Raw genomic sequence first — 23,892 nt, forward strand, 5'->3', positions numbered from 1 at the left:
GTCTCGCGATGCAACGTGACCGACGGGAACGTGGTGGCACAGGCACTGCTCCTCGTCCTGCCGCACGACCCGTCGGAGGGACAGTCGGAACCGCCCGTCCGCCAGGATGCCAACCGCTCGTGGTACATGCTCGACGCCAGTTTCTCGAGTGGTGCTTGCGGTCAGACGTGGCGCACGTCCTCCACCTCGACCAGTCGAAGTGCCGAGCGTGAAGGTCCCGGTCTCAACCCTCCGTCTCCTGCGATCGAGGTAACCAAGAAGTGAGCGGCGACCAGATGCAGGGCCGGCAACCGTCGATCAGCGACTCGGCGTCACTTCTCGAAGTGTTGCTCGGTGACGCGTCAGTCGTCCGAGGCCCCGCCACCAACTACAAGCCCGGCCCGGCTCGGATCTCCATCGATTCCGAGGGATCGTTCCATCGCTCGCCCGGCGAGCCCGCCACTGCCGGTGTCGTCGTCTGCAAGGACGAGTACGTGGCTCAGCTCCGCAACACCGACGGGGAGACCATCGCTGAAATCAAGGCATCCTTTGTGGCCGCATTCTCGGTGGAATGCGACGAGGAGCCTGACAAGGACGAGCTGGAGGAATTCGCCGGGTCTACGGGGAGGCTTGTGCTCCGCCCCTACGCTCGCGAGTTCATGCACCAGATGTCTACCCGCATGGGCATCCCCGCGTTGACCCTGGAAGTACTCCGCTTCAAAGGAACCGTCATCGACGAAGACGACCCTTCCAAGACGTTCCGGCAGGGCGAAGTCCGGACCTGAAGAACGGCTTCTTCGACCGACGGCGAACAGACGGGCGCCCGGCCAGCCCCGTGCGGGGTCGGCCGGGCGCCCGTCGGGGGTGTCAGGTGTCAGGCGATGCGGTCGAGGATGAGGGGGACGGGGGTGAAGGGGGTGGTGGGCGGGGCGATGGTGAGGGCGTCGGTGAGGGCTTCGAGGGCGTAGTCGAAGCGCTCGGGGGTGTCGGTGTGCAGGGTGAGCAGCGGCTGGCCCTGGGTGACGGTGGCGCCGGGCTTGGCGTGGATCTCCACGCCGGCGCCGGCCTGGACCGGGTCCTCCTTGCGGGCGCGGCCGGCGCCGAGGCGCCAGGCGCAGACGCCGACGGCGTAGGCGTCGAGGCCGGTCAGCACGCCCGAGGACGGGGCGGTGACCACCTGCTGCTCACCGGCGACCGGGAGGGCCGCGTCGGGGTCGCCGCCCTGGGCGGTGATCATGCGGCGCCAGTGGTCCATGGCGGAGCCGTCACGCAGCGCGTCCGCCGGGTCCTTGCCGTGCACCCCGGCGGCGGCGAGCATTTCGCGGGCCAGCGCGAGGGTGAGCTCCACGACGTCGGCGGGGCCGCCGCCGGCCAGCACCTCCACCGACTCGCGGACCTCCAGCGCGTTGCCCGCGGTGAGGCCCAGCGGGACGGACATGTCGGTGAGCAGGGCGCGGGTGTCGACCCCGGCGGCCTTGCCCAGGGCGACCATGGTGCTGGCCAGTTCGCGGGCGTCGGCCAGGTCCTTCATAAAGGCGCCGGAGCCGACCTTGACGTCCAGTACCAGGGCGCCGGTGCCCTCGGCGATCTTCTTGCTCATGATGGAGCTGGCGATCAGCGGGATGGCCTCGACGGTGCCGGTGACGTCCCGCAGCGCGTAGAGCTTCTTGTCGGCGGGGGCGAGCCCGTCGCCCGCCGCGCAGATGACGGCGCCGCAGTCGCGCAGCGTCTGCATCATCTCGTCGGTGGAGAGCAGCGCCCGCCAGCCGGGGATGGACTCCAGCTTGTCCAGGGTGCCGCCGGTGTGGCCGAGGCCGCGGCCGGAGAGCTGCGGGACGGCGGCGCCGCAGGCGGCGACCAGCGGGGCCAGCGGGAGGGTGATCTTGTCCCCGACGCCGCCGGTGGAGTGCTTGTCGGCGGTGGGCAGCGGCAGGGAGGAGAAGTCCATCCGCTCGCCGGAGCGGATCATGGCGTCGGTCCAGCGGCTGATCTCATGCGGGTTCATGCCGTTGAGCAGGATGGCCATGGCGAGCGCGGCCATCTGCTCGTCGGCCACGTCGCCTCGGGTGTAGGCGTCGATCACCCAGTCGATCTGCGCGTCGGTGAGTTCGCCGCGGTCCCGCTTGGTCCGGATGACGGAGATGGCGTCCATGGAGGGGTTCCTTGCTCTGGGGAAGCGCGGAGAGTGCCGCGCCACGGCGGTGCGTCCGGGGGGACGGCCGGGCGCGGCACTCTCCGGGGGTGCGTGCGTTCGGGTGGTTCAGCGGGCGGGTGGTTCAGGGGCCGGGAGGTTCAGGGGCCGGGTGGTTCAGCGGCCGGGAGGTTCAGCGGCCGCTGAGGTGCTCGGGCCCGAAGGCGTCGGGCAGTACCTCGCTCATCGGCCGGATGCCGGACGGCAGGTCGACCAGCAGCTCGGGGCCGCCGTGCTCGTACAGCAGCTGGCGGCAGCGGCCGCACGGCACCAGCCGGTCGCCCTTGCCGTCGCAGCAGCTGAAGGCGACCAGTCGACCGCCGCCGCTGAGCTGGAGGGCGGAGACCAGGCCGCACTCGGCGCAGAGGCCGAGCCCGTACGAGGCGTTCTCCACATTGCAGCCGGTGACCGTGCGGCCGTCGTCGACCAGGGCGGCGGCGCCGACCGGGTAGGAGCTGTAGGGGACGTAGGCATGGCCCATGGCGCCCCGCGCGGCGGCCCGCAGCGCCTCCCAGTCGATGTCCTGACGCGTCGTCACTTGCCCTGTCCTCTGCGGTAGATCGCGCCGTCGGCCTTGGGCATCCGCAGTCGCTGGGAGGCCAGCGAGAGCACCAGCAGGGTGGCGACATACGGGGTGGCGCCCACGAACTCGATCGGCACGGTGTCGGTCATGGCGTACCAGACGAAGAGGGCCACGGCGAAGAACGCGCTGACGGAAGCGGCGATCCACTGCCGCTTGTAGGCCCGCCAGGCGGCCATCAGCACCAGCAGCACGGCCAGCAGGAGCAGCAGGGCGTGCACCGAGGGGCCGCCGTTGCGGAGCTGGAGCGAGTCGGTGTAGCCGAAGAGGCCGGCGCCCATGGCGAGGCCGCCGGGCCGCCAGTTGCCGAAGATCATCGCGGCGAGGCCGATGTAGCCGCGCCCGCCGGTCTGGCCCTCGTTGTAGATGTGCGAGGGGACCATCGAGATGAAGACGCCGCCGAGACCGGCCAGCGCACCGGAGATGATCACCGCGATGTACTTGTAGCGGTAGACATTGACGCCGAGCGACTCGGCGGCCGTCGGGTTCTCGCCGCAGGAGCGCAGCCGCAGGCCGAACGGGGTCTTCCAGAGGATGAAGAAGGTGGCGATCAGCAGCGCCACCGCCAGCAGGGTCAGCAGCGACACATCGGTGGTCAGGCCGCCCAGGATGCCGGCGACGTCGGAGACCAGGAACCAGTGGTGTGCGGCGAGCTTGTCCAGCCAGTCGGAGAGCCCTGGAAGGCTGACGGTGGAGATGTCACCGATCGGCGGGGACTGCTTGGGGCTGCCGGCCGGCTTGTCGGCGAAGAACAGCTTGGCGAGGTACTGGGTGGCACCCAGCGCCAGGATGTTGATGGCGACACCGGAGACGATGTGGTCCACGCCGATGGTGATGGTGACGAAGGCGTGGATCAGGCCGCCCAGCGCACCGCCGGCCATACCGGCCGCGACGCCCACCCAGGGGCTGGTCTGCCAGCCCGCCCAGGCACCGAAGAAGGTGCCGAGGATCATCATGCCTTCGAGGCCGATGTTGACCACGCCGGCCCGCTCGGCCCAGAGGCCGCCGAGTCCGGCCAGGCCGATGGGGACGGCCATGGTCAGCGCACCGGCGACCTGGCCGGCGGAGGTGACGTCCTGGGCGCCGGTGATCGCCCGTACGGCGGAGACCGCGATCAGGGCGCCGGCGACGATCAGCAGGACCATCGGGAGGGAGAGTCGGCGGCGGCCGGCTCGGCGGGCCGTGGGACCGGCGCCGCTGGTGCCGCCGAGGTCCTTGGCGGCCTTTTCGCTCGTGGGGCTCGGGGCGCTCACGCCGCCACCTCCTGGATCTTGGGCTGGGTGGCCTGGGCGGCGAGTTCGGCGCCGACCCTGCTCTGCTGGCGGCGCAGCCCGTAGCGGCGCACCAGTTCATAGGCGACGACCACGGCCAGGACGATGACGCCCTGGATGACGCCGGCGATCTCCTTGTCGAAGCCCTCGAACTCCAGGTGGCCGGTGACGCGCTCGATGTACGCCCAGAGCAGGGCGCCGATGGCCACACCGATCGGGTGGTTGCGGCCGAGCAGGGCGACCGAGATGCCGGTGAAGCCGATACCGGCCGGGAAGCCCAGGCTGTACTGGTACGAGTCGCTGAGCAGCTGCGGCATGCCGACCAGGCCGGCCACGGCGCCGGAGATCAGCATGGCGGTGACGACCATCCGCTTGACGTTGACGCCGCTGGCCACGGCCGCGCTGTCGGAGCCGCCCGCCGTGCGCAGGTCGAAGCCGAAGCGGGTCCGGGAGAGGCCCCACCAGAAGGCGATGCCGGCGATGACAGCCACGATGACGAAGCCGTAGAGGGCGCCGCCCTTGGTGTCGATGGTGAAGAAGTGGCCGGACTCCGGGATCAGCTTGGTGGAGACATTGCCGGAGGCGTCCAGGTTGGCCAGCCTGCTGGGGTTGAGCAGGTAGGAGATCACATAGGTGGCGATGGCGTTGAGCATGATGGTCGCGATGACCTCGCTCACGCCTCGGGTGGTCTTCAGCAGTCCGGCGATGCCCGCCCACATGGCGCCGACCAGCATGGCGACCAGGATGATCACCAGGATGTGCAGCACCGAGGGCAGCTGGAGCTGGGCGCCGACCACGGCGGCGAAGAAGGCGGCCATACGGTACTGGCCGTCCACGCCGATGTTGAAGAGGTTCATCCGGAAGCCGATGGCGACCGCGAGACCGGCGAGGTAGTAGGTGGTCGCCTTGTTGAGGATGGCGACCTGGCTGTCGGCCTTGGAGCCGTAGTCCAGCATCGAGCTGAACGCGGTGAAGGGGTCCTTGCCGGAGGCGAGCAGCACCAGGGAGGTGATGATCAGGGCTGCCACCACGGCGAGCACGGGGGCCGCCAGGCCGAGGAGCAGCCGCTCCCCGTCGATCTTCTTCAGGAGTTTGTTCATCGGGTCACTCCCCCGCCTGCTCGGCGGCGCGCGGCTCGTCCGAGGTGCTCGCGCTGTCGGTGGTGCTCGCGCTATCGGTGGTACCGCTGCCTGCGTCTGCCGGGCTCGCCAGGCTGCCACTGGCCGCGCCGGTCATGGCGGAGCCAAGCTCCTCCGGGGTGACGGTGGCCGGGTCGACGTCGGCGACCAGCCGGCCCCGGTACATCACCCGCAGGGTGTCGGAGAGGCCGATCAGCTCGTCCAGGTCGGCGGAGATCAGCAGCACCGCCAGGCCCTCGCGGCGGGCCTGCCGGATGTGGTCCCAGATCTGGGCCTGGGCGCCGACGTCCACGCCCCGGGTGGGGTGCGCGGCGATCAGCAGCTTGGGGTGGTGGCTCATCTCGCGGCCGACGATCAGCTTCTGCTGGTTGCCGCCGGAGAGCGAGGAGGCGGTGACGTCGATGCCGGGGGTGCGCACGTCGTACTCGGCGACGATCCGCTCGGTGTCCTTGCGGGCGGCGGCCGGGTTGAGGATGCCGCGCCGGCTGTTGGGCTCCTCGGTGACATGGCCGAGGATGCGGTTCTCCCAGAGCGGGGCCTCCAGCAGCAGCGCGTGGCGGTGCCGGTCCTCGGGGATGTAGCCGATGCCGGCCTCGCGGCGGGCGCGGGTGAGCAGGCCGGTGATGTCGCTGCCGTCCAGGGTGACGACCCCGGCGTCGGGCTTGCGCATCCCCATGATGGCCTCGACCAGTTCGGCCTGGCCGTTGCCCTCCACCCCGGCTATGCCGAGGATCTCGCCCTTGTGGATGGTGAAGCCGATGCCGTCCAGCACCGTGCGCTCGACGCCGTCCGGGTCGGTCTCGCAGAGCCGCAGGCCGTCGACGGTGAGCAGCGGCACCTCGGTGACGGTGGACTCGCGGGTCTCCGGGGAGGGCAGTTCGCTGCCGACCATCAGCTCGGCCAGCCGGCGGGCGTTGACCTCGTGCGGGTCGACGCTGGCGACGGTGGTGCCGCGCCGGATGACGGTGATCGCGTCGGCGACGGAGAGCACCTCGTCCAGCTTGTGCGAGATGAAGATGACGGTGAGGCCCTCGGACTTGAGCTCGCGCAGGTTGCCGAAGAGCGCGTCGACCTCCTGCGGCACCAGGACGGCGGTGGGCTCGTCCAGGATGAGGATGCGGGCGCCTCGGTAGAGGACCTTGAGGATCTCGATGCGCTGGCGGTCGGCGACGCCGAGGTGCTCGACCAGGGCGTCGGGGCGGACGTCCAGGCCGTAAGCGTCGGAGATTTCCTTGATCCGGGCGCGCGCCCGGCCGCCGATGCCGTGCAGCTTCTCGGCGCCGAGGACGACGTTCTCCAGCACGGTGAGGTTGTCGGCCAGCATGAAGTGCTGGTGCACCATGCCGATGCCGCGTGCGATGGCGTCGGCCGGGGTGTGCAGCTCGGCGCGCTCGCCGTCGACGGTGATGGTGCCCTCGTCGGGACGCTGCATCCCGTAGAGGATCTTCATCAGGGTGGACTTGCCGGCGCCGTTCTCACCCACCAGGGCGTGCACGGTGCCACGGCGGACGGTGATGTCGATGTCGTGGTTGGCCACGACGCCGGGGAACCTCTTGGTGATGCCGCGCAGTTCGACGGCGGCCGGCTCGGTCCCTGCGCCGGTCGGTGGTTCGCCCGCGTGGGCGCTCGGAGCAGTGATGGCGCACTCCTGATGGGGCTCTGGCATCCGCCCCGAGCGGGTACGAGGCAGGGCTCGGACGGTGCGGGTGGGGGTCATTGCCTGGACGGAAAAGGGCCCGCCGCGCTGAGCGCGTTCGGCGGGCCCCTCTTCCGTCGGGTCGGATCCTGCCCGCGGGGGGCAGGGGCCGGGGTACTACTTGACGGTCGTCGGCGGCGTGACCTTGCCGTCGATGATCGCCTTCTTGGCCTCCTCGACCTTGGCGACCAGCGCCGCGTCGCCGCTGAACGCCGGGTTGGACGTGGAGTAGCCCACACCGTTGTTCTTGAGGTCGAAGGTCACGGTGCCCGTCTTCAGCGAGCCGTCCTTGAACGACTTGATGTAGTCGAGGACCGAGACGTCCACGTTCTTGAGCGCGGAGGTGAGGATCGCGTCCTTGTTCTTCGCCAGCGCGTCCTGCTTGTACTGGTCGGAGTCGACGCCGATGGCCCACGCCTTCTTGGCGGCGGCCGCCTCGATCGCGCCGTTGCCGGAGCTGCCGGCCGCGGCGTAGATCACGTCGATGCCCTTGTCCAGCATGCCCTGTGCGGCGGCCTTGCCCAGGTCGGGCGAGGTGAAGCCCTTGGAGTCCGGCGGCTGGGACAGGTACTGGGCGGTCACCTTGGCGCTGGGGTCGGTCGCCTTGACGCCCGCGGTGAAGCCCGCCTCGAACTTGTTGATCAGAGGCACATTGACGCCGCCGATGAAGCCGACCTTGTGGGTCTTGGACTTCACCGCCGCAGCCACGCCCGCCAGGTAGGAGCTCTGCTCCTCGGTGAAGACGAGGTTGGTGACGTTCGGAGCGTCCACGGTGGAGTCGACGATCGCGAACTTGGTGTTCGGGTACTGCTTGGCGACCTTGTCCAGCGGACCGGCGTAGATGTAGCCGATGGCGATGATCGGGTTGTAGCCCGCCTCCGCCAGGTCCTTCAGCCGCTGGGTCTTGTCGGCGTCGGTCTCGTTGGCGCCGGCGGACAGCTCCTTGACCTGGGCGCCGAGCTCCTGCTTGGCCTGGTCCAGGCCACGCGCAGCGGAGTCGTTGAACGACTGGTCGCCGCGGCCGCCGATGTCGTAGGCCATGCCGACCTTGAGGCCGCTGCTGCCCGAACCAGCGGAGGCAGAGCTGCTGGCGCCGCTCTTGGTACCGCTGTCCGAGGTGCTGCCGCAGGCGGCGAGCGAGGCAATGCCCAGCGAACCGCTGAGCACGACCGCGGCGAGTTTGGTTACTCGGCGCAAGGGAGTTTCTCCTTCCGACACGCACCTGTCTGGCGTGATCGAACGCCACCGTAACGCGCGTAGAACACGGTTGTGTTACGGCTCCGCCAGTGGGAGCGGTTGTTACCAAACCGTGGCGAGTGCAAGAGGACAAACGGGGGCCGAACGGACTTCAGACCGCCCGTTCGGCCCCATATGTCACGGAACATTCCTACTACAGTACGCGCGCATGCTCCAGTGCCAGGGAGCAGAACAGTTCCACCCCGACGCCGATCGCGCGCTCGTCCACATCGAAGGTGCCCTGGTGGAGGTCGCGTGTCCCGGACTCCTCCGGACCGCGCACCCCCAGCCGGGCCAGCGCGCCGGGGATCTTCTCCAGATACCAGGCGAAGTCCTCGCCGCCGAGGCTCTGCTCGGTGTCCTCGACCACGGTGCGACGCGGATGGCCGAAGCGGGCATGCATCGCCGCGTCCAACTGCGCGATCGACTCCGCCTCGTTGACCACCGGCGGCACCCCTCGGTGGTAGGTCAGCTCCCACTTGGCACGGTGGGTCTCCGCGATCCGCGCGATCAGCTCGTGCAGCAGCTCCGGAGCCTCCCGCCAACCGGCCAGCTCCAGGCAGCGGACGGTGCCCTCCAACTCGGCGTGCTGCGGGATGACATTGGCCGCCGAGCCGGAGGCGATCCGGCCCCAGACCAGGCTCACCCCCCAGCGCGGGTCCACCCGACGGCCGAAAGCACCCGGAAGGTCGGCGGCCATCCGGGCGACCGCGGTGACCAGATCGGTGGTCAGATGCGGGCGGGCGGTGTGCCCGCCGGGCCCGTCAAGCGCGAGTACCAGCCGGTCGCAGGCGGAGGTGATCGCCCCCACCCGCAGGCCGATCCGGCCCACCTCGACCTTGGGGTCGCAGTGCACCGCGAACATCCGGCCGACGTTCTCCAGACCGCCCGCCTTGATCACATCCAGTGCGCCGCCCGGCATGACCTCCTCGGCGGGCTGGAAGACCAGCCGCACCGGCTGCCGCAGCCGCCCGGCGTCCGCAGCCTCGGCCAGCACCAGGCCGGTGCCCAGCGCCACGGCGGTGTGCACATCGTGGCCGCAGGCGTGGGCCCGGCCGGGGATGGTGGAGCGGTACGGGACATCGGTCTTGGCGTCGTCGATCGGCAGTGCGTCGATGTCCGCCCGGAAGGCCAGCAGCGGTTCGCCGGCGGGGGCCCCGGCGGGCACGATGTCGCAGATCAGACCGGTACCGGCGGGAAGGACGCGGGGGGCGAGGCCCGCCCGCTCCAGCCGCTCCTTGAGCAGCGCGGTGGTACGGAACTCCTCGCGGCCGAGCTCGGGGTGCATATGCACATCGCGGCGGAAGGCGACCAGCTCAGCCGTGTGCGCGCGGACCCGGGCCCGGAGGAGGTCGGCGCCGGGAAGATCGGCGCCAGGTACAGGATCCGCGGCGGGGTCGTCCGGGTCCTGATCGAGGGGGGAGGCGACACTCCCGGGCGTTGGGTGGTTCACCTCAACTAGGTTACGACCGATCGGCCTGTTCAGCCGGTGATCGCGAGAAGTTCCAGCCACCGGAGCGGAGAAACTCCCCCTCCCGGCGCATGTTGAGCTGGGATGTGGGTATGCCATGTGGTTTGTGCCACCTCGGGCCGGTCGGTCATGGCACGGCAAAGCTTCCCCCTCATCCCTTGAGACTCGCTTGGCGTTGCATATACACATCAATGCGCACCGCCAGTCGCACTCCTGCCCTTTGTGCGACCGCCAGTCCCATCGACCGAACTGGGGGAACCCTCGTGCCACAAGCTGCCCGCAGGCGGCTCTCCCGCATATCCGTGGCGGTATCCGCCTCGGCCCTGCTCGCGGGATCGCTCGCCCTCGCGGTCCCCGCGAGCGCCACCACCCCGGCCGCCGACCCGACCGGCGCGGCCAGGACACTCACCGGCACCCACCCGGCCTGGGCCACCGCCTCGGCCGACCGGGGCGCCGCTCCCGACAGCGCCACCGCCACCACCCGCGTCTACCTGGCCGGCCAGGACGCCGAGGGGCTGGCCGCATACGCCCGCTCCGTCTCGGACCCGGCGTCGTCGCAGTACGGCCGGTACCTCACGCCCGCCCAGGCGCAGGCCCGCTTCGGCTCCTCCGCCGCCCAGGCGTCGGCGGTGCGGAACTGGCTGGCCGGCAGCGGCCTGAGGGTCGGCCGCACCACCGACCACTACATCGAGGCCACCGGCACCACCGCCGCCCTGGAGCGGGCCTTCGGCACCAGCATCCACACCTACCGCACCAGCCAGGGCACCCACCGCGCCCCGGCCGCCGACGCGGTCGTCCCGGCCTCGGTCGCCGACGCGGTGCTCGGCGTCACCGGCCTCAGCGACGTGGTGCGCAAGGCCAGCTCGCGCGCGGTCCCGGTGGACCGCGGCAGGAGGCCGGCCTCCGCCTTCGCCGCCGCCACCGCGCCGGACAAGGCCCCGCCGACCCTGCCGACCGAGCCCATCTGCTCGGAGAGCTACGGCCAGATCACCGCGTACGGCGCACCCAAGGGGTACGAGAAGGACGAGCCGTTCGCGCCCTGCTCGTACGCGCCCAAGCAGCTGCGCGAGGCGTACGGCGTCACCAGCAGCGGGCTGACCGGCAAGGGCGCCCGGGTCGCGGTGATCGACGCCTATGGGCTGTCGACCATGGAGAGGGACGCCAACCGGTTCGCCGTCGCGCACGGCGACAAGGCGTTCCGCAAGGGCCAGTACACCGAGTATGTGACGCCCGGTCAGTGGCGGTACGAGGACGAGTGCGGCGGCGCCGACGGCTGGGCCGGCGAGGAGGCGCTGGACGTGGAGATGGTCCACGGCCTGGCGCCGGACGCCCAGGTGGTCTACGTCGGCGGCAACTCCTGCTCCGACGACGACCTGTACGACGCCATGGCGAAGGTCGTCGACGAGCACCTGGCCGATGTGGTCAGCAACTCGTGGGGCGAGATCATGCACTCCACCGAGGGCGACATCGACCCGGCCGTGGTCAGGGCCGACGAGCACATCCTGATGCTGGGCGCCGTGGAGGGCATCGGCTTCAACTTCTCCAGCGGTGACTGCGGCAACGACGCGCCGGCCGCGGCCGCCACCGGGGCCAACTGCGACCCGACCACCTCCCGGGCGCAGACCGAGTGGCCGGCCTCCTCGGTCTGGGCCACCGCCGTCGGCGGCACCGCGCTGGGCATCTCCTCCAAGAGCGGCCGGTACGGCTTCGAGACCAACATGGGCGACCTGCGCTCGGTCCTCTCCGACGACCAGAAGAGCTGGAACCCCTACCCGGGCCGGTTCTACTTCGGCGGCGGCGGCGGGACCAGCGAGGACTTCGCCCAGCCGTGGTACCAGCGGGGCGTGGTGCCCACGTCGGTCTCCACGACCCTGATGAACGGGTCCAGGGCCGCCAGGCCGATGCGCACCATCCCGGACATCGCGATGAACGGCGACCTGGTGACCTCGGTGCTGGTCGGCTTCACCGACGGAGGGGAGTACAGCGAGGGCGGCTACGGCGGCACCTCGGTCTCCGCGCCGGAGTACGCGGGCCTGCTGGCCGACGCCATCCAGGCGCGGCACGGCCGGGCCATCGGCTTCGCCAACCCGGGCATCTACGACCGGGCCGGGACCTCGGCGTACAACGACGTCAACGACGCCAAGGTGAACGTCAAGCTCGGCAATGTGCTGGACCTCGGCGTGGTCGACGGCTCGCTGCGGGTGCGGCTCTACAAGATCGGCCAGGACTACGGCCTCAAGGCCACCCGGGGCTATGACACCGCCACCGGTGTCGGCTCCCCGGCGCGGGACTACCTGCGGTCCTACCAGAACGGCCGCTGAAGCCGACGCCGACGCGGTACCGAGGGCCCGGGGTCGCCGCGACCCCGGGCCCTCGGGCTGCCCCGGCCGCCGGGCAGGGTCAGAAGCTGTCGGCGGGGACATAGCTGCCCCAGACCTCGCGCAGTGCGTCGCAGACCTCACCGACGGTGGCGCGGGCGGCCAGCGCCTCCTTCATCGGGTGCAGGACATTGCCGCTGCCCTCGGCAGTGCGGCGCAGCGCGCCGAGGGCGCGGTCCACGGCGGCGGAGTCGCGGTCGGCGCGGAGCTTGGCCAGCCGGTCGGCCTGCCGGGCCTCGATGGCCGGGTCCACCCGCAGCGGCTCATAGGGCTCCTCCTCGTCCAGCTGGAAGCGGTTGACGCCCACGACGGTGCGCGTCCCGGCGTCGGTCTCCTGCTGGATCCGGTAGGCGCTGCGCTCGATCTCGGACTTCTGGAAGCCGCGCTCGATGGCGGCGACCGCGCCGCCCATCTCCTCGACCCGGTCCATCAGCTCCACCGCCGCCGCCTCGACCTGGTCGGTCAGGGACTCCACGGCGTAGGAGCCGGCGAAGGGGTCGACGGTGGCGGTGACATCGGTCTCATAGGCGAGGACCTGCTGGGTGCGCAGCGCCAGACGGGCGGACTTCTCGGTGGGGAGCGCCAGGGCCTCGTCGAAGGAGTTGGTGTGCAGCGACTGGGTGCCGCCGAGGATCGCGGCCAGGGCCTGCACGGAGACCCGGACCAGGTTGACCTCGGGCTGCTGGGCGGTGAGCTGCACCCCGGCGGTCTGGGTGTGGAAGCGCAGCATCAGCGACTTCGGGTTCCTGGCGCCGAACTCCTCGCGCATCACCCGCGCCCAGATCCGGCGGGCGGCGCGGAACTTGGCGACCTCCTCCAGCAGCGTGGTGCGGGAGACGAAGAAGAAGGAGAGCCGGGGGCCGAAGTCGTCCACGTCCATCCCGGCGGCGACGGCAGTGCGGACGTACTCGATGCCGTCGGCGAGGGTGAAGGCGATCTCCTGCGCGGGGGTCGCACCGGCCTCGGCCATGTGGTAGCCGGAGATGGAGATGGTGTTCCACCGGGGGATCTCGGCCTTGCAGTACTGGAAGACATCGGCGATCAGGCGCAGCGACGGCTTGGGCGGGAAGATGTACGTCCCGCGCGCGATGTACTCCTTGAGCACGTCGTTCTGGACGGTGCCGGTGAGCCGGTCCGACGGGACGCCCTGGGCCTGGCCGACCAGCTGGTAGAGGAGCAGCAGCAGCGCGGCGGGGGCGTTGATGGTCATGGAGGTGGAGACCTCGCCCAGCGGGATGGAGTCGAAGAGCACGGCCATGTCCTCGACCGAGTCGACGGCGACGCCGACCTTGCCGACCTCGCCGTGGGCGATCGGCGCGTCGGAGTCGTAGCCCATCTGGGTGGGCAGGTCGAAGGCGACCGAGAGGCCCGTGGTGCCGTGGGCGATCAGCTGCCGGTAGCGGGCGTTGGACTCGGCGGCGGTGCCGAACCCGGCGTACTGCCGCATGGTCCACGGCCGGCCGGTGTACATGGAGGGGTAGACGCCCCGGGTGAAGGGGTACTGGCCGGGGCGGCCCAGCCTGGTCTCGGGGTTCCAGCCCTCCAGCGCCTCCGGGCCGTACAGCGGCTCGATGGGCAGTCCGGACTCCGAGAGTGCCATGGGGTTCCTCCGCTCCGCTTCGCGGCGCCGCGCACTCTGCCATGGTGCCCCGCCCGGGTCGCATTCGCAGCAGGGGCTGTCCGCCGGGCTGCGATGATCGTCGGCGGGGTGCACCAGTCGGGGTGCACAAGTGAAGAGGCACAAGTAAAGAGGAAGAGAAAGGGGAGCGGCAGATGACCGAGCAGAAGGTGGCGGTGGTCACCGGCGCCAGCAGCGGGATCGGCGCGGCCACCGCGCGCGGGCTGGCGGCGGCGGGTTTCCGGGTGGTGCTGGCGGCGCGGCGCGGGGACCGGATCGAGGCGCTGGCCAAGGAGGTCGGCGGTGTCGCCCGGGTGCTGGATGTCACCGACCGGGCGGCGGTGGACGCCTTCGCGGCGTCGCTGGACCGGGTGGATGTGCTGGTGAACAACGCCGGCGGCGCCCTCGGCGCGGAGTCGGTGGAGGAATCCGACCCGGCCGACTGGCTGGCGATGTACCAGGTGAACGTCCTGGGCGTGCTGCATGTCACCCAGGCGCTGCTGCCGGCGCTGCGGGCGAGCGGCGACGGCACCATCCTGGTGCTCTCCTCCACGGCGGGCTTCATCGCGTACGAGGGCGGCGGCGGCTATGTGGCGGCCAAGCACGGGACGCATGCGCTGGCGGCGACGCTGCGGCTGGAACTGTGCGGTGAGCCGATCCGGGTGATCGAGATCGCGCCGGGCATGGTGCGCACCGAGGGGTTCGCGGTCACCCGCTTCCGGGGGGACGAGCAGAAGGCGGCGGCGGTGTACGCGGGGGTGGCCGAACCGCTCACCGCCGAGGATGTGGCGGACACCGTGGTCTGGGCGGTGACCCGGCCGTCGCATGTCAATGTCGACCTGCTGGTGGTGCGGCCCCGGGCGCAGGCCGCCCAGCACAAGGTGCACCGCGAGAGCACCCCGAATGAGTGAATACGTCTCGACTTGATACCCGGATCGGGTGAATTCCCGGATCCATGGCGCGGGCGTCCGAGCCGGGCACTACCTTGGTGCCGGGACCTCCCCGCGCTGATGCGGGGGCCGTTTTCCGTCCTCCGTTTGCCGTGCCCTCACAGCTAGCCTCAGCGCAGCCCTCCCCTGCCGTACCGCTCGGGAGGGGCCCTTCCCCCTCCGAGGAGGACCCGCTGCCCAGCGACATTCCGGCGCAACGGCTGTCGGCCCAGGTCCCGGTGGGTCTCCGCCGGTTCAACGAAGCCGACCACGGCGCCGCCGAGGAGGCACTGCTCGCCTGCTGCGGAAGCCGCCGCTGGGCCCTGCGCCTGGCCGCCCACCGCCCGTACCCCGATGTGGAGTCGCTGCTGGCCGCCGCCAGCGAGGCATCGTACGACCTGCGCCCCGCCGATCTGGCGGAGGCGCTGGCCGACGAGAGCTGGATGCCGCAGCCGCTGCTCGGCATGCGCGCCCCGGGCAGCCAGGCGGCGCACACCGCGCTGCGCGCCGCCCATGCCGCGTACGAGGCGCGCTTCGGCCATGTCTTCGTGGTCTGCCTGGAGTCGTGCCCGCCGGAGGAGATGCTGGACACCGTGCTGACCTCCATCCGGGCCCGGCTCGCCCACGACCCGGACGAGGAGCGGCTGATCGCCTCGGAGGAGCTGCGGCGGATCGCGATCAGCCGCCTGGTCCACCTGGTCGCCACCCACTCCGGCGCGGGGGCGCGCGCCTGACCGCCGAGCACCCGATTAGCCCGGCAGTGGCTGATTGATCACACTGCGGGACCCCGACGGGTTCCAGCCATCGCCGCGTCGCTACGATGGCACCGGCCGGTGGACCGTACCCGGCCGGGCTGACCGACACCGAAGCCGGCCGAGCCCCGATCCCGCTTCCGGAGGGTTTTCCGTGCCGGCTGGAACGCTGTACCGCGGCCGGGAAGGCATGTGGTCGTGGGTGGCTCATCGAGTCACCGGCGTACTCATCTTCTTCTTCCTGTTCGCCCACGTTCTCGATACAGCGCTCGTCCGCGTCTCTCCCGAGGCGTACGACCGCGTCATCTCGACCTACAAGACCTGGCCCGTGAACCTGATGGAGTACGGCCTGGTCGCCGCCATCCTGTTCCACGCCCTGAACGGCCTTCGGGTCATCGCCGTGGACTTCTGGTCCAAGGGCACCCGCTACCAGCGGCAGATGCTGTGGAGCGTCGTCGGTATCTGGGTCGTGCTGATGGCCGGGGCCTTCTACCCGGTGCTCCAGCACACCCTGACCACCTGGTTCGGGAAGTGATGCGCGATGTCGACTGCTGAGACCTCCCCGGTGGAGCTCGTCTCCTCCTCCCAGCCGCACACCGGCTCGGGCCTGGGCGCCGAGAACGGCTATGTCATCGAGCCGCCGCGCACCCGCACCGCCAGGACCCCGCGCGCCACCCGTGGCAACTTCGAGATGTGGGCATGGCTCTTCATGCGCCTCTCGGGTGTCGTGCTGGTCGTGCTGGTCCTCGGCCACCTGGTGATCCAGCTGGTCGTGGACGGCGGCGTGTCCAAGATCGGCTTCGCCTTTGTGGCCGGCCGCTGGGCCTCGCCGTTCTGGCAGGTCTGGGACCTGCTGATGCTCTGGCTGGCCATGCTGCACGGCGCCAACGGCCTGCGTACCGTGGTCAATGACTACGCGGAGCGGGACACCACCCGTTTCTGGCTGAAGACGCTGCTGCTGGTGGCGACCGTCTTCACCGTGCTGCTCGGCACGCTGGTGATCTTCACCTTCGACCCGAACATCTAAAGCGGCAGCAGACGAGGCGAACGAGAACCCCCATGCAGATCCACAAGTACGACACCGTCATCGTCGGCGCGGGCGGCGCCGGCATGCGCGCCGCCATCGAGTCGACGCAGCGCAGCCGCACCGCCGTGCTGACCAAGCTCTACCCCACCCGGTCCCACACCGGCGCGGCCCAGGGCGGCATGTGCGCCGCCCTCGCCAACGTCGAGGAGGACAACTGGGAGTGGCACACCTTCGACACGGTCAAGGGCGGTGACTACCTGGTCGACCAGGACGCCGCCGAGATCATGTGCAAGGAGGCCATCGACGCCGTCCTCGACCTGGAGAAGATGGGCCTGCCCTTCTCCCGCACCCCCGAGGGCCGCATCGACCAGCGCCGCTTCGGCGGCCACACCCGAAACCACGGCGAGGCGGCCGTCCGCCGCTCCTGCTACGCCGCGGACCGCACCGGCCACATGATCCTGCAGACGCTGTTCCAGAACTGCGTCAAGCACGGCGTGGAGTTCTTCAACGAGTTCTACGTGCTGGACCTGCTGCTCAACGAGGGCCGCACCGCCGGTGTGGTCGCCTATGAGCTGGCCACCGGCGAGATCCACGTCTTCCAGGCCAAGAGCGTCGTCTTCGCCTCCGGCGGCAACGGCAAGTTCTTCAAGGTCACCTCCAACGCCCACACCCTGACCGGTGACGGCCAGGCCGCCGTCTACCGGCGCGGGCTGCCGCTGGAGGACATGGAGTTCTTCCAGTTCCACCCGACCGGCATCTGGCGGATGGGCATCCTGCTCACCGAGGGCGCCCGCGGTGAGGGCGGCATCCTGCGCAACAAGGACGGCGAGCGCTTCATGGAGCGCTACGCGCCGACCATCAAGGACCTCGCCCCGCGTGACATGGTCTCCCGCGCGATCTACACCGAGATCCGCGAGGGCCGTGGCTGCGGCCCCGACGGCGACCATGTCTACCTGGACCTCACCCACCTGCCGCCGGAGCAGCTGGACGCCAAGCTGCCGGACATCACCGAGTTCGCGCGGACCTACCTCGGCATCGAGCCCTACACGGACCCGATCCCGATCCAGCCCACCGCGCACTACGAGATGGGCGGCATCCCGACCAACGTCGAGGGCGAGGTGCTGCGCAACAACACCGACATCGTCCCCGGCCTCTACGCGGCCGGCGAGGTCGCCTGCGTCTCGGTGCACGGCGCCAACCGGCTCGGTACCAACTCGCTGCTGGACATCAACGTCTTCGGCCGCCGGGCCGGCATCGCCGCCGCCGAGTACGCCCACGCCAACGACTGGACCGAGCTGCCGGAGAACCCGGCCGCCCTGGTCGAGGAGCTGCTGGAGAACCTGCGTACCAGCGACGGGACCGAGTCGATCGCGCAGATCCGCAAGGAGATGCAGGAGACCATGGACGCCAACGCCATGGTCTACCGCACCGAGACCACCCTGAAGCAGGCGGTCGCCGACCTCGCCGCCCTCAAGGAGCGTTACAAGAACGTCTCCGTGCAGGACAAGGGCAAGCGGTACAACACCGACCTGCTGGAGGCCGTGGAGCTGGGCAACCTGCTCGACCTGGCCGAGGTGCTGGCCATCTCCGCGCTGGCCCGCAACGAGTCGCGCGGCGGTCACTACCGCGAGGACTACCCCACCCGCGACGACGTCAACTTCATGCGCCACACCATGGCGTACCGCGAGGTCGACGCGGACGGGAAGGCATCGATCCGCCTGGACTACAAGCCGGTCGTGCAGACCCGCTACCAGCCGATGGAGCGTAAGTACTGATGAGCACCCCCACCGTTCAGGACGCCGCCCCCCACTCGGCCGCCCTCGACGCCGCCGAGACCGGGGCGTCCGCCCTGATCCAGATCACCCTGCGCATCCGCCGGTTCAACCCGGAGGAGCACCCGGAGCCGGTGTGGGTGGACTACGAGCTGATGGCCGACCCCAAGGAGCGCGTCCTGGACGCCCTCCACAAGGTCAAGTGGGAGCAGGACGGCACGCTCACCTTCCGCCGCTCCTGCGCGCACGGCATCTGCGGCTCCGACGCCATGCGCATCAACGGCCGCAACCGGCTGGCCTGCAAGACGCTCATCAAGGACGTCAACCCGGAGAAGCCCATCACGGTCGAGGCCATCAAGGGCCTCACGGTCCTCAAGGACCTGATCGTGGACATGGACCCCTTCTTCCAGGCGTACAAGGACGTCATGCCGTTCCTCATCACCAAGGGGAACGACCCGACCCGTGAGCGCCTCCAGTCCCAGGCGGACCGGGAGCGGTTCGACGACACCACCAAGTGCATCCTCTGCGCCGCGTGCACGTCGTCCTGCCCGGTCTTCTGGAACGACGGCCAGTACTTCGGCCCGGCGGCGATCGTCAACGCCCACCGCTTCATCTTCGACTCGCGCGACGAGGGCGGCGAGCAGCGGCTGGAGGTCCTCAACGACCGCGAGGGCGTGTGGCGCTGCCGCACCACCTTCAACTGCACCGAGGCGTGCCCCCGTGGCATCGAGGTGACCAAGGCGATCCAGGAGGTCAAGCGGGCGCTGGTGACGCGGCGCTTCTGACCCCCCCGCAGCGGTGAAGGGGCGGACCCGGGCTTCCCGGGTCCGCCCCTTCCGCATCCCTGGGATACCCGGGATACCCGGGATACCCGGGCCCGGGCCGGTGTCAGCGGCGGACCCAGAGCTGCACCCGGAAGCCTCGGACGGCGGTCCGCCCGGCCTCCCGGTAGCGGGTGTGCAGCACCCGCAGCACCTCCTGCTCCGGCGCCTGGACGGCGGTGTGCCTGCCCAGGCCGTCGAGCAGCCAGACCCGGGCGTAGCCGAGCAGCAGCCCCTGGATCCGCCGCACCGGGACCTGGCGGCCGGAGAGGGTGCCGGAGGCTGCGGGGGTCTCGGACCGCAGCACATCCACCGTGCCCCGGAAGGCATCCGGGTAGACGTCCTCGACGGGGCGCCGGGCGGCCGGGACGAAGACCACCCCGTCACCGGGGCGGGCGCCCAGGCGCAGCGCGTCCGCAGCGGCGCGGAAGTCGTCGACGCGGGCGCGCGAGGTCCGCTCGATCCGCTGCCGGTGCGCCTCCAGGGTGAGCACCCCGCCGGCCAGCCCCACCCCGAGCAGCGCGACGGCCGCGGTGGCGGCGGCCGGGCCCGGCACCCGTACGGACCGGGAGAGGCCGACCGCCAGGCGGCCGGCGGCGCGGGCGGCCGTGTCCAGCCCGGCGGCGGCGAGCAGCACCAGCCCGGGGAGGCTGTAGAGGACGTACCGGTCGTAGTAGAGCGGGGTGGCCAGCGACGCGGTCATCAGCAGCGCGGGCGGCACCACCAGCCAGGGCAGGGCGAGGGCGCGCAGCGCCACCGGGCCGCCCGGCCGCCGCACCGGCAGCGCCAGGCCGAGGGCGGCGAGCACCAGGACCACGGCGGTCACGGTCCCGGTGGGTCCGGCGAAGTCGGTCAGCAGGGCCAGGGGGGTCTTCCCGGTGACCGGCGGCAGCCAGTCCACCTGCGCGGACTGGGTGGCGGAGAAGAGGGCCAGCGGCGCGGCGCAGAGTGCGGCCGAGGCCGCCGAGGCGACCCAGCCGCGCCGGACCCGCCGGGCGGCGGGCCCGCGCGCGGTCAGCACGGCCGCGCCATGCGCGGCCAGCACCAGCAGGGCGAAGAGGTGCAGCAGTCCGACCAGCAGCACGGCCGCCGCATAGCCGGCCCAGCGCCGGGGGGTAGGGCGCTCCCAGGCCCGCAGCAGCAGCGCCGTCGCGATCACCACCCCGGCGGTGACCAGCGCATAGGACCGTCCCTCCTGGGCGTACTTGGAGGCGAACGGGGTGACCGCGAGCAGCAGTCCGGCGGTGAGTCCCACGGCGGGGCCGGCCAGTCGGCGGCCGATCACCGCCACTCCCCGGCGGCCACCGCCATGGCCGCCACCGACGGCAGCCGGAGCACGGCGAGGCTTGCCCCGAAGAGCAGGAAGACGCCGTGCATCAGCAGGTAGTAGAGGCCGTGCACGGCGTCGACATGGTGCAGCAGCTGCCCGATCCGGCCCCAGCCGCGCAGGGCCACCTGGTAGGTGGCCACCTCGTCCCGCCAGGGGCCCCGGGCGTCCAGCCGCCAGAGGCCGAGGGCCGTCATCGCGGCGGCGGGTAACAGCGGGACGGCGAGGCCGAGCCGGTGGGCCGCCCACCGGGGGCGGGCCGGGCCGTCCCCGGCGGCCGGAGTGCGGGCGGCCGGCGGGGGGCCGGGGGTGCGGGTGCCAGCTGTGGTCACGGGGTCCTCGGTGCACGGCGAGTGGGCGGCAGGTGGGTCTCCACCTCGGCGACATACCCGGCCCGCCGATCGGCTGCCCCCGGAGGGCCACCGCTGACGGCTACCCCTCCGGTGGCGTCGGCCGCTGACCGGTCAACGCGGCAGGCCCGGCAGCTTCTGCCGGCGGGAGCCCCGCAGGCCGCGCAGTCCTACCAGTCCTACCAACGTGCCGAGCACAAAGGAGGTGACGGCCAGTGCGAGGTGGATCCAGAAGAAGGCGGTGGGCTGCCCGTGGTCGCCGCCGGTGAACGCCTGACCTCCGGAGTCCTTCCAGAGGTTCTTCACAAAGGTCGTCCAGATGATCCAGCTCCAGACGCCGAAGGCGGCCAGGAACCAGGAGGTGCGGCGGCTGAGCTTCATCGGTCACGTCCTCGGCGTGCGGCAGATGGCACTGTCCAGTATGGGCGGTTGTGCCCTGCGCCCGACACGCAGGTCCGCTGCGGCGAACGGGGGACGCTCGGGCTCTGGTTGACGACCTCGGTGCGACGGCGGGTACGGTCACCGGGTGACCAGCGCCGACCACCTCGCGGGCTCTCAGGGCCCCCACGGCATATGCACGGGCCCTGCGCCCGCACCCCGCAGCCGGGCCCTCGCCGCCTGCCTGGCCGCTGCCGCCGCCTCCGCCGCCGTGCTCTCCAGTACGGCCCCGGCCGTCGCGCGGCCCGCAGCTCCCGCCGCTCCCGCCGCCAAGCCGAGCGGCAAGCCCAGCGGCAAGGCGAGCAAGCACCCCGCACCGCCGGACCGGATGTCCACGGTGGGCGGCGAACTGCTCGGCCTGCCCGGCGTCCAGGTACGGTCCGGCGGCGACGCGCCCCGGCTGCCCGAGGAGATCACCGGGCAGTCCTGGATGGTCAGCGACGCCACCACGGGCGAGGTGCTGGCCGCCAGGAACGCGCACTGGGAGCTGCCCCCCGCCTCCACCCTGAAGATGCTCTTCGCCGACACCGTGCTGCCGAAGTTCCCCAAGGGCGCGGTGCACCGGGTCTCCCCGGAGGAGCTGGCCGACATCGGCGACGGCAGCAGCATGGTCGGGATCAAGGAGCACCTCGACTACCGGGTCGAGGACCTGTGGCGCGGTGTCTTCCTGCGGTCCGGCAATGACGCGGTCCATGTGCTCTCCCATATGAACGGCGGCATAGCCGCGACCGTCCGGGAGATGCAGGCCAAGGCGGACGACCTCCAGGCCGACGACACCCATGTGGTGAGCCCGGACGGCTACGACCAGCCGGGGCAGGTCTCCTCGGCGTACGACCTGACGCTCTTCGCGCGGGAGGGGCTGCGCAACGCGGACTTCCGGTCGTACTGCGCCACCAAGACCGCGAAGTTCCCGGGGGATGTGGACGCGAAGACCCGCAAGCGGGACGCCTTCGAGATCCAGAACACCGACCGGCTGCTCACCGGAGCCTGGGGGATGACCCCGTATCCCGGGCTGATCGGCGTGAAGAACGGTTTCACCAGCAATGCGGGCAACACCTTCACCGGCGCCGCCGAGAAGAACGGCCACACCCTGATCGTCACCGTGATGCACCCCGAGCCGGTGCACCCCAACCAGGTCTACCTGGAGACCGGGAGGCTGCTGGACTGGGGCTTCGCCGCACTGGGGAAGGTCACCCCGGTGGGCAGCCTGGTCGCCCCGCGCTCCGGCGAGGGCACGGACGCCTCCCCCACGCCGTCGCAGACCGGGCAGCAGGCCCGGCCGGGGACGGGCAAGGACGACGGTCAGGGCAACGGCACGGACGACGGCACGGAGGCCGTACAGGCAGGCAGCACCGACGGCGTCTCCTCGGGCTGGGTCGCGGCCGGGATCGGCGCGGTGCTGGTGGTCGGCGGCTGGGGTCTGGCCCGGGGCCGGGCCCGTTCCCGGCGGCGCTCGGCCTGGGCTGCTGCGGCGGCGTCCGCGGGCACGGTCGGCACGACCGGTTCGACGGCGCTGGGCGCCTCCCGTACCTCCCGCACCACGGGTGGACCGGGCGTCTCGGGTGCACCGGGCGTCTCGGGCGGCGAGCGGGGCGGCTCCACCGCCGTCGGCGGGCGCCGCAGGCGGCGGCTGCCGATCGGCCGCCGGCGCTGACCGGGCGCCGCCGCTGACCGAGTGTCCGGGTCGGCGTCCGTACGGGCCTCCGGGGCGGTCAGCCCGTACGGCGCCGGGCGGCGCCCCGGACCGCCTGCACCAACCCGGTCACCAGCGCACCGGCGGCAAAGGAGGCGGCCAGCGGGAAGGGGGCGGCCGAAGGCGCCCGGGGGGCGGGCGGCAGCTTGGTGAGCGAGACAGCGGAAGCCGGCGCGGGCGCGTACCCCGGCGCGAACTCCTCGCCGCCCGCCTTGCGATAGGCGCTCAGCGCCCGCTTGCGGGCCCGGTCGCGCGCTGCGTCCTCATCGGCGAGCGCCGTCCAGGAGGCGCAGAACATCAGCAGCCTGCTGACGAAGTTGATCCAGAGCAGCAGCGCCACCGGCACCCCGAACGCCCCGTACATCGACTTGGCCGCCACCCCGCTGAGGTACGAGGAGAGCAGCACCTTCAGCGCCTCGAAGCCGACCGCGCCGATCAGTGCGCCCTGCACCACCGGGCGGCGCCGCTGACCGGCGATCCGGGGGAAGGCGGTCAGCAGATAGGCAAAGAGGATCATGTCGGCGCCGACCGCGATGACAAAGGTGGCCAGGCCCAGCAGCCAGGCCCCCGCACCGCTGCGCTCCAGCCCCAGCGCCTCGGCGATCTGCCCGGTGAGCGCGGTGAAGGCGGCGGAGGCACCCAGCGAGACGGCGGTGACCACGCCGAGGCCGACCAGCACCCCGACGTCCAGCAGCTTGCGCAGGATCACATTGCCCGGCTCCTCCTCCACCTGCCAGATGGTGCGGATGGAGGCCCGCATGGTGTCCACCCACCCCAGGCCGGAGATCAGCAGCACCACACCGCTGACCAGTCCGACCGTGCCCGCGTTGCGCACCAGGACGTTCAGGTCGAGAGCGTTGGCGACCCCGGGCACCTGCCGGGAGATCCAGTGCCGGACGTCCCGGACCCGCTCGTCGGAGAGGGTCGAGGCGGCCACCGAGAGGGCCAGCGTGAGCAGCGGGAAGAGCGCCAGAAAGCCGAAGAAGGTCACCGACCCGGCGAGCCGGTTGCCGCCCACCGCGCTCATATGGTCATAGACGCGGTACGCCCGGGAGCGCATCACCCAGGCGATCAGGGGACCTAGCAGCGGCAGCCGGGTCAGGAAGTCCATGATCGCAACCTACCCGCCCGGCTGCCGGGCACACGCCGCCCGCTCCGGCCCCGGCCCCGGCCTTCGCCCCCGCCGCCCGCCCTTCGCCCCGCCGCCCGCCCTTTGCTGCGCCG

General features: G+C 71.4%; 21 protein-coding genes. 9 read left to right on the top strand and 12 right to left on the bottom strand.

Translation table 11 applies throughout. From position 1 onward, the window contains the following. Nucleotides 1-260: 260 nt before the first annotated feature. Entirely contained in the window at nucleotides 261-764 is a 504-nt protein-coding gene (locus tag C7M71_RS11140; protein WP_111493459.1) for a hypothetical protein, read from the top strand. A gap of 89 nt (nucleotides 765-853) precedes the next feature. Here the strand turns inward: C7M71_RS11140 and C7M71_RS11145 are convergent, their stop codons facing one another. The 7 genes from C7M71_RS11145 to C7M71_RS11175 form a co-directional block, all read right to left on the bottom strand. Next, nucleotides 854-2,131 (bottom strand): thymidine phosphorylase, encoded by a 1,278-nt coding sequence (locus C7M71_RS11145; RefSeq protein WP_114914319.1) that lies wholly within the window; start codon nucleotides 2,129-2,131, stop codon nucleotides 854-856. 172 nt (nucleotides 2,132-2,303) lie between these two features. After that, nucleotides 2,304-2,708 (bottom strand): cytidine deaminase, encoded by a 405-nt coding sequence (locus C7M71_RS11150; RefSeq protein WP_111491478.1) that lies wholly within the window; start codon nucleotides 2,706-2,708, stop codon nucleotides 2,304-2,306. Beyond that, entirely contained in the window at nucleotides 2,705-4,003 is a 1,299-nt protein-coding gene (locus C7M71_RS11155; protein ID WP_229758660.1) for an ABC transporter permease, read from the bottom strand. Before C7M71_RS11155 ends, C7M71_RS11150 begins: the two co-directional genes overlap by 4 nt. After that, complete coding sequence (locus C7M71_RS11160; RefSeq protein ID WP_111491477.1) at nucleotides 4,000-5,121, bottom strand: ABC transporter permease; 1,122 nt, start codon at nucleotides 5,119-5,121, stop codon at nucleotides 4,000-4,002. Before C7M71_RS11160 ends, C7M71_RS11155 begins: the two co-directional genes overlap by 4 nt. 4 nt (nucleotides 5,122-5,125) lie before the next feature. Further along, nucleotides 5,126-6,826, bottom strand: a complete 1,701-nt coding sequence (locus tag C7M71_RS11165) for an ABC transporter ATP-binding protein (protein WP_111491475.1) — start codon at nucleotides 6,824-6,826, stop codon at nucleotides 5,126-5,128. 147 nt (nucleotides 6,827-6,973) lie between these two features. Beyond that, on the bottom strand, nucleotides 6,974-8,053 hold the full coding sequence (locus C7M71_RS11170) for a BMP family lipoprotein (RefSeq protein ID WP_111491474.1): 1,080 nt from the start codon (nucleotides 8,051-8,053) through the stop codon (nucleotides 6,974-6,976). A 193-nt stretch (nucleotides 8,054-8,246) separates the two neighbouring features. After that, nucleotides 8,247-9,545, bottom strand: coding sequence for an amidohydrolase (locus C7M71_RS11175; RefSeq protein ID WP_407675887.1), 1,299 nt, complete (start codon nucleotides 9,543-9,545; stop codon nucleotides 8,247-8,249). A gap of 320 nt (nucleotides 9,546-9,865) precedes the next feature. Between C7M71_RS11175 and C7M71_RS11180 the strand changes: the two genes are divergently transcribed. Next, nucleotides 9,866-11,884, top strand: a complete 2,019-nt coding sequence (locus C7M71_RS11180) for a S53 family peptidase (RefSeq protein ID WP_229758661.1) — start codon at nucleotides 9,866-9,868, stop codon at nucleotides 11,882-11,884. A 79-nt stretch (nucleotides 11,885-11,963) separates the two neighbouring features. Here C7M71_RS11180 and C7M71_RS11185 read toward each other — a convergent pair whose 3' ends face one another. Then, complete coding sequence (locus C7M71_RS11185; RefSeq protein WP_111491468.1) at nucleotides 11,964-13,541, bottom strand: acyl-CoA mutase large subunit family protein; 1,578 nt, start codon at nucleotides 13,539-13,541, stop codon at nucleotides 11,964-11,966. A gap of 173 nt (nucleotides 13,542-13,714) precedes the next feature. Here C7M71_RS11185 and C7M71_RS11190 point away from each other — a divergent pair, with 173 nt between their 5' ends. The 6 genes from C7M71_RS11190 to C7M71_RS11215 all read left to right on the top strand — a co-directional run bounded on the left by C7M71_RS11190 (nucleotide 13,715) and on the right by C7M71_RS11215 (nucleotide 18,824). Continuing rightward, entirely contained in the window at nucleotides 13,715-14,470 is a 756-nt protein-coding gene (locus C7M71_RS11190; protein ID WP_111491466.1) for an SDR family NAD(P)-dependent oxidoreductase, read from the top strand. A gap of 257 nt (nucleotides 14,471-14,727) precedes the next feature. Continuing rightward, nucleotides 14,728-15,222: a 2-oxo-4-hydroxy-4-carboxy-5-ureidoimidazoline decarboxylase gene (locus C7M71_RS11195; protein WP_229758662.1), complete on the top strand. Its 495-nt coding sequence runs from the start codon at nucleotides 14,728-14,730 to the stop codon at nucleotides 15,220-15,222. 172 nt (nucleotides 15,223-15,394) lie between these two features. After that, nucleotides 15,395-15,775, top strand: a complete 381-nt coding sequence (sdhC, locus tag C7M71_RS11200) for a succinate dehydrogenase, cytochrome b556 subunit (protein ID WP_111491464.1) — start codon at nucleotides 15,395-15,397, stop codon at nucleotides 15,773-15,775. Between the two features lie 6 nt (nucleotides 15,776-15,781). Next, a complete protein-coding gene (locus C7M71_RS11205) occupies nucleotides 15,782-16,267 on the top strand; it encodes a succinate dehydrogenase hydrophobic membrane anchor subunit (protein WP_111491463.1) in 486 nt (161 codons plus the stop codon). A gap of 32 nt (nucleotides 16,268-16,299) precedes the next feature. Then, the gene (sdhA, locus tag C7M71_RS11210) at nucleotides 16,300-18,042 is read left to right on the top strand and encodes a succinate dehydrogenase flavoprotein subunit (RefSeq protein WP_111491461.1); all 1,743 of its coding nucleotides are present in this window, start codon (nucleotides 16,300-16,302) and stop codon (nucleotides 18,040-18,042) included. After that, nucleotides 18,042-18,824: a succinate dehydrogenase iron-sulfur subunit gene (locus C7M71_RS11215; protein WP_111491460.1), complete on the top strand. Its 783-nt coding sequence runs from the start codon at nucleotides 18,042-18,044 to the stop codon at nucleotides 18,822-18,824. The genes sdhA and C7M71_RS11215 overlap by 1 nt, the downstream gene beginning before the upstream one ends. Before the next feature lie 103 nt (nucleotides 18,825-18,927). Here the strand turns inward: C7M71_RS11215 and C7M71_RS11220 are convergent, their stop codons facing one another. The 3 genes from C7M71_RS11220 to C7M71_RS11225 all read right to left on the bottom strand — a co-directional run bounded on the left by C7M71_RS11220 (nucleotide 18,928) and on the right by C7M71_RS11225 (nucleotide 20,918). Further along, a complete protein-coding gene (locus C7M71_RS11220) occupies nucleotides 18,928-20,145 on the bottom strand; it encodes a glycosyltransferase family 39 protein (RefSeq protein ID WP_162824213.1) in 1,218 nt (405 codons plus the stop codon). Then, nucleotides 20,142-20,519: a hypothetical protein gene (locus tag C7M71_RS30590; RefSeq protein ID WP_162824214.1), complete on the bottom strand. Its 378-nt coding sequence runs from the start codon at nucleotides 20,517-20,519 to the stop codon at nucleotides 20,142-20,144. Before C7M71_RS30590 ends, C7M71_RS11220 begins: the two co-directional genes overlap by 4 nt. A gap of 132 nt (nucleotides 20,520-20,651) precedes the next feature. Then, nucleotides 20,652-20,918, bottom strand: coding sequence for an SCO4848 family membrane protein (locus C7M71_RS11225; RefSeq protein WP_162824068.1), 267 nt, complete (start codon nucleotides 20,916-20,918; stop codon nucleotides 20,652-20,654). A 145-nt stretch (nucleotides 20,919-21,063) separates the two neighbouring features. On the opposite strand from C7M71_RS11225, the gene C7M71_RS11235 reads away from it, so the two are divergent. Further along, nucleotides 21,064-22,629, top strand: a complete 1,566-nt coding sequence (locus C7M71_RS11235) for a D-alanyl-D-alanine carboxypeptidase family protein (RefSeq protein ID WP_407675888.1) — start codon at nucleotides 21,064-21,066, stop codon at nucleotides 22,627-22,629. 58 nt (nucleotides 22,630-22,687) lie between these two features. Here C7M71_RS11235 and C7M71_RS11240 read toward each other — a convergent pair whose 3' ends face one another. After that, nucleotides 22,688-23,779: a YihY/virulence factor BrkB family protein gene (locus C7M71_RS11240; protein ID WP_229758663.1), complete on the bottom strand. Its 1,092-nt coding sequence runs from the start codon at nucleotides 23,777-23,779 to the stop codon at nucleotides 22,688-22,690. Between the last annotated feature and the right edge of the window lie 113 nt (nucleotides 23,780-23,892).

This window comes from Peterkaempfera bronchialis (assembly GCF_003258605.2).
Classification (GTDB): domain Bacteria; phylum Actinomycetota; class Actinomycetes; order Streptomycetales; family Streptomycetaceae; genus Peterkaempfera; species Peterkaempfera bronchialis.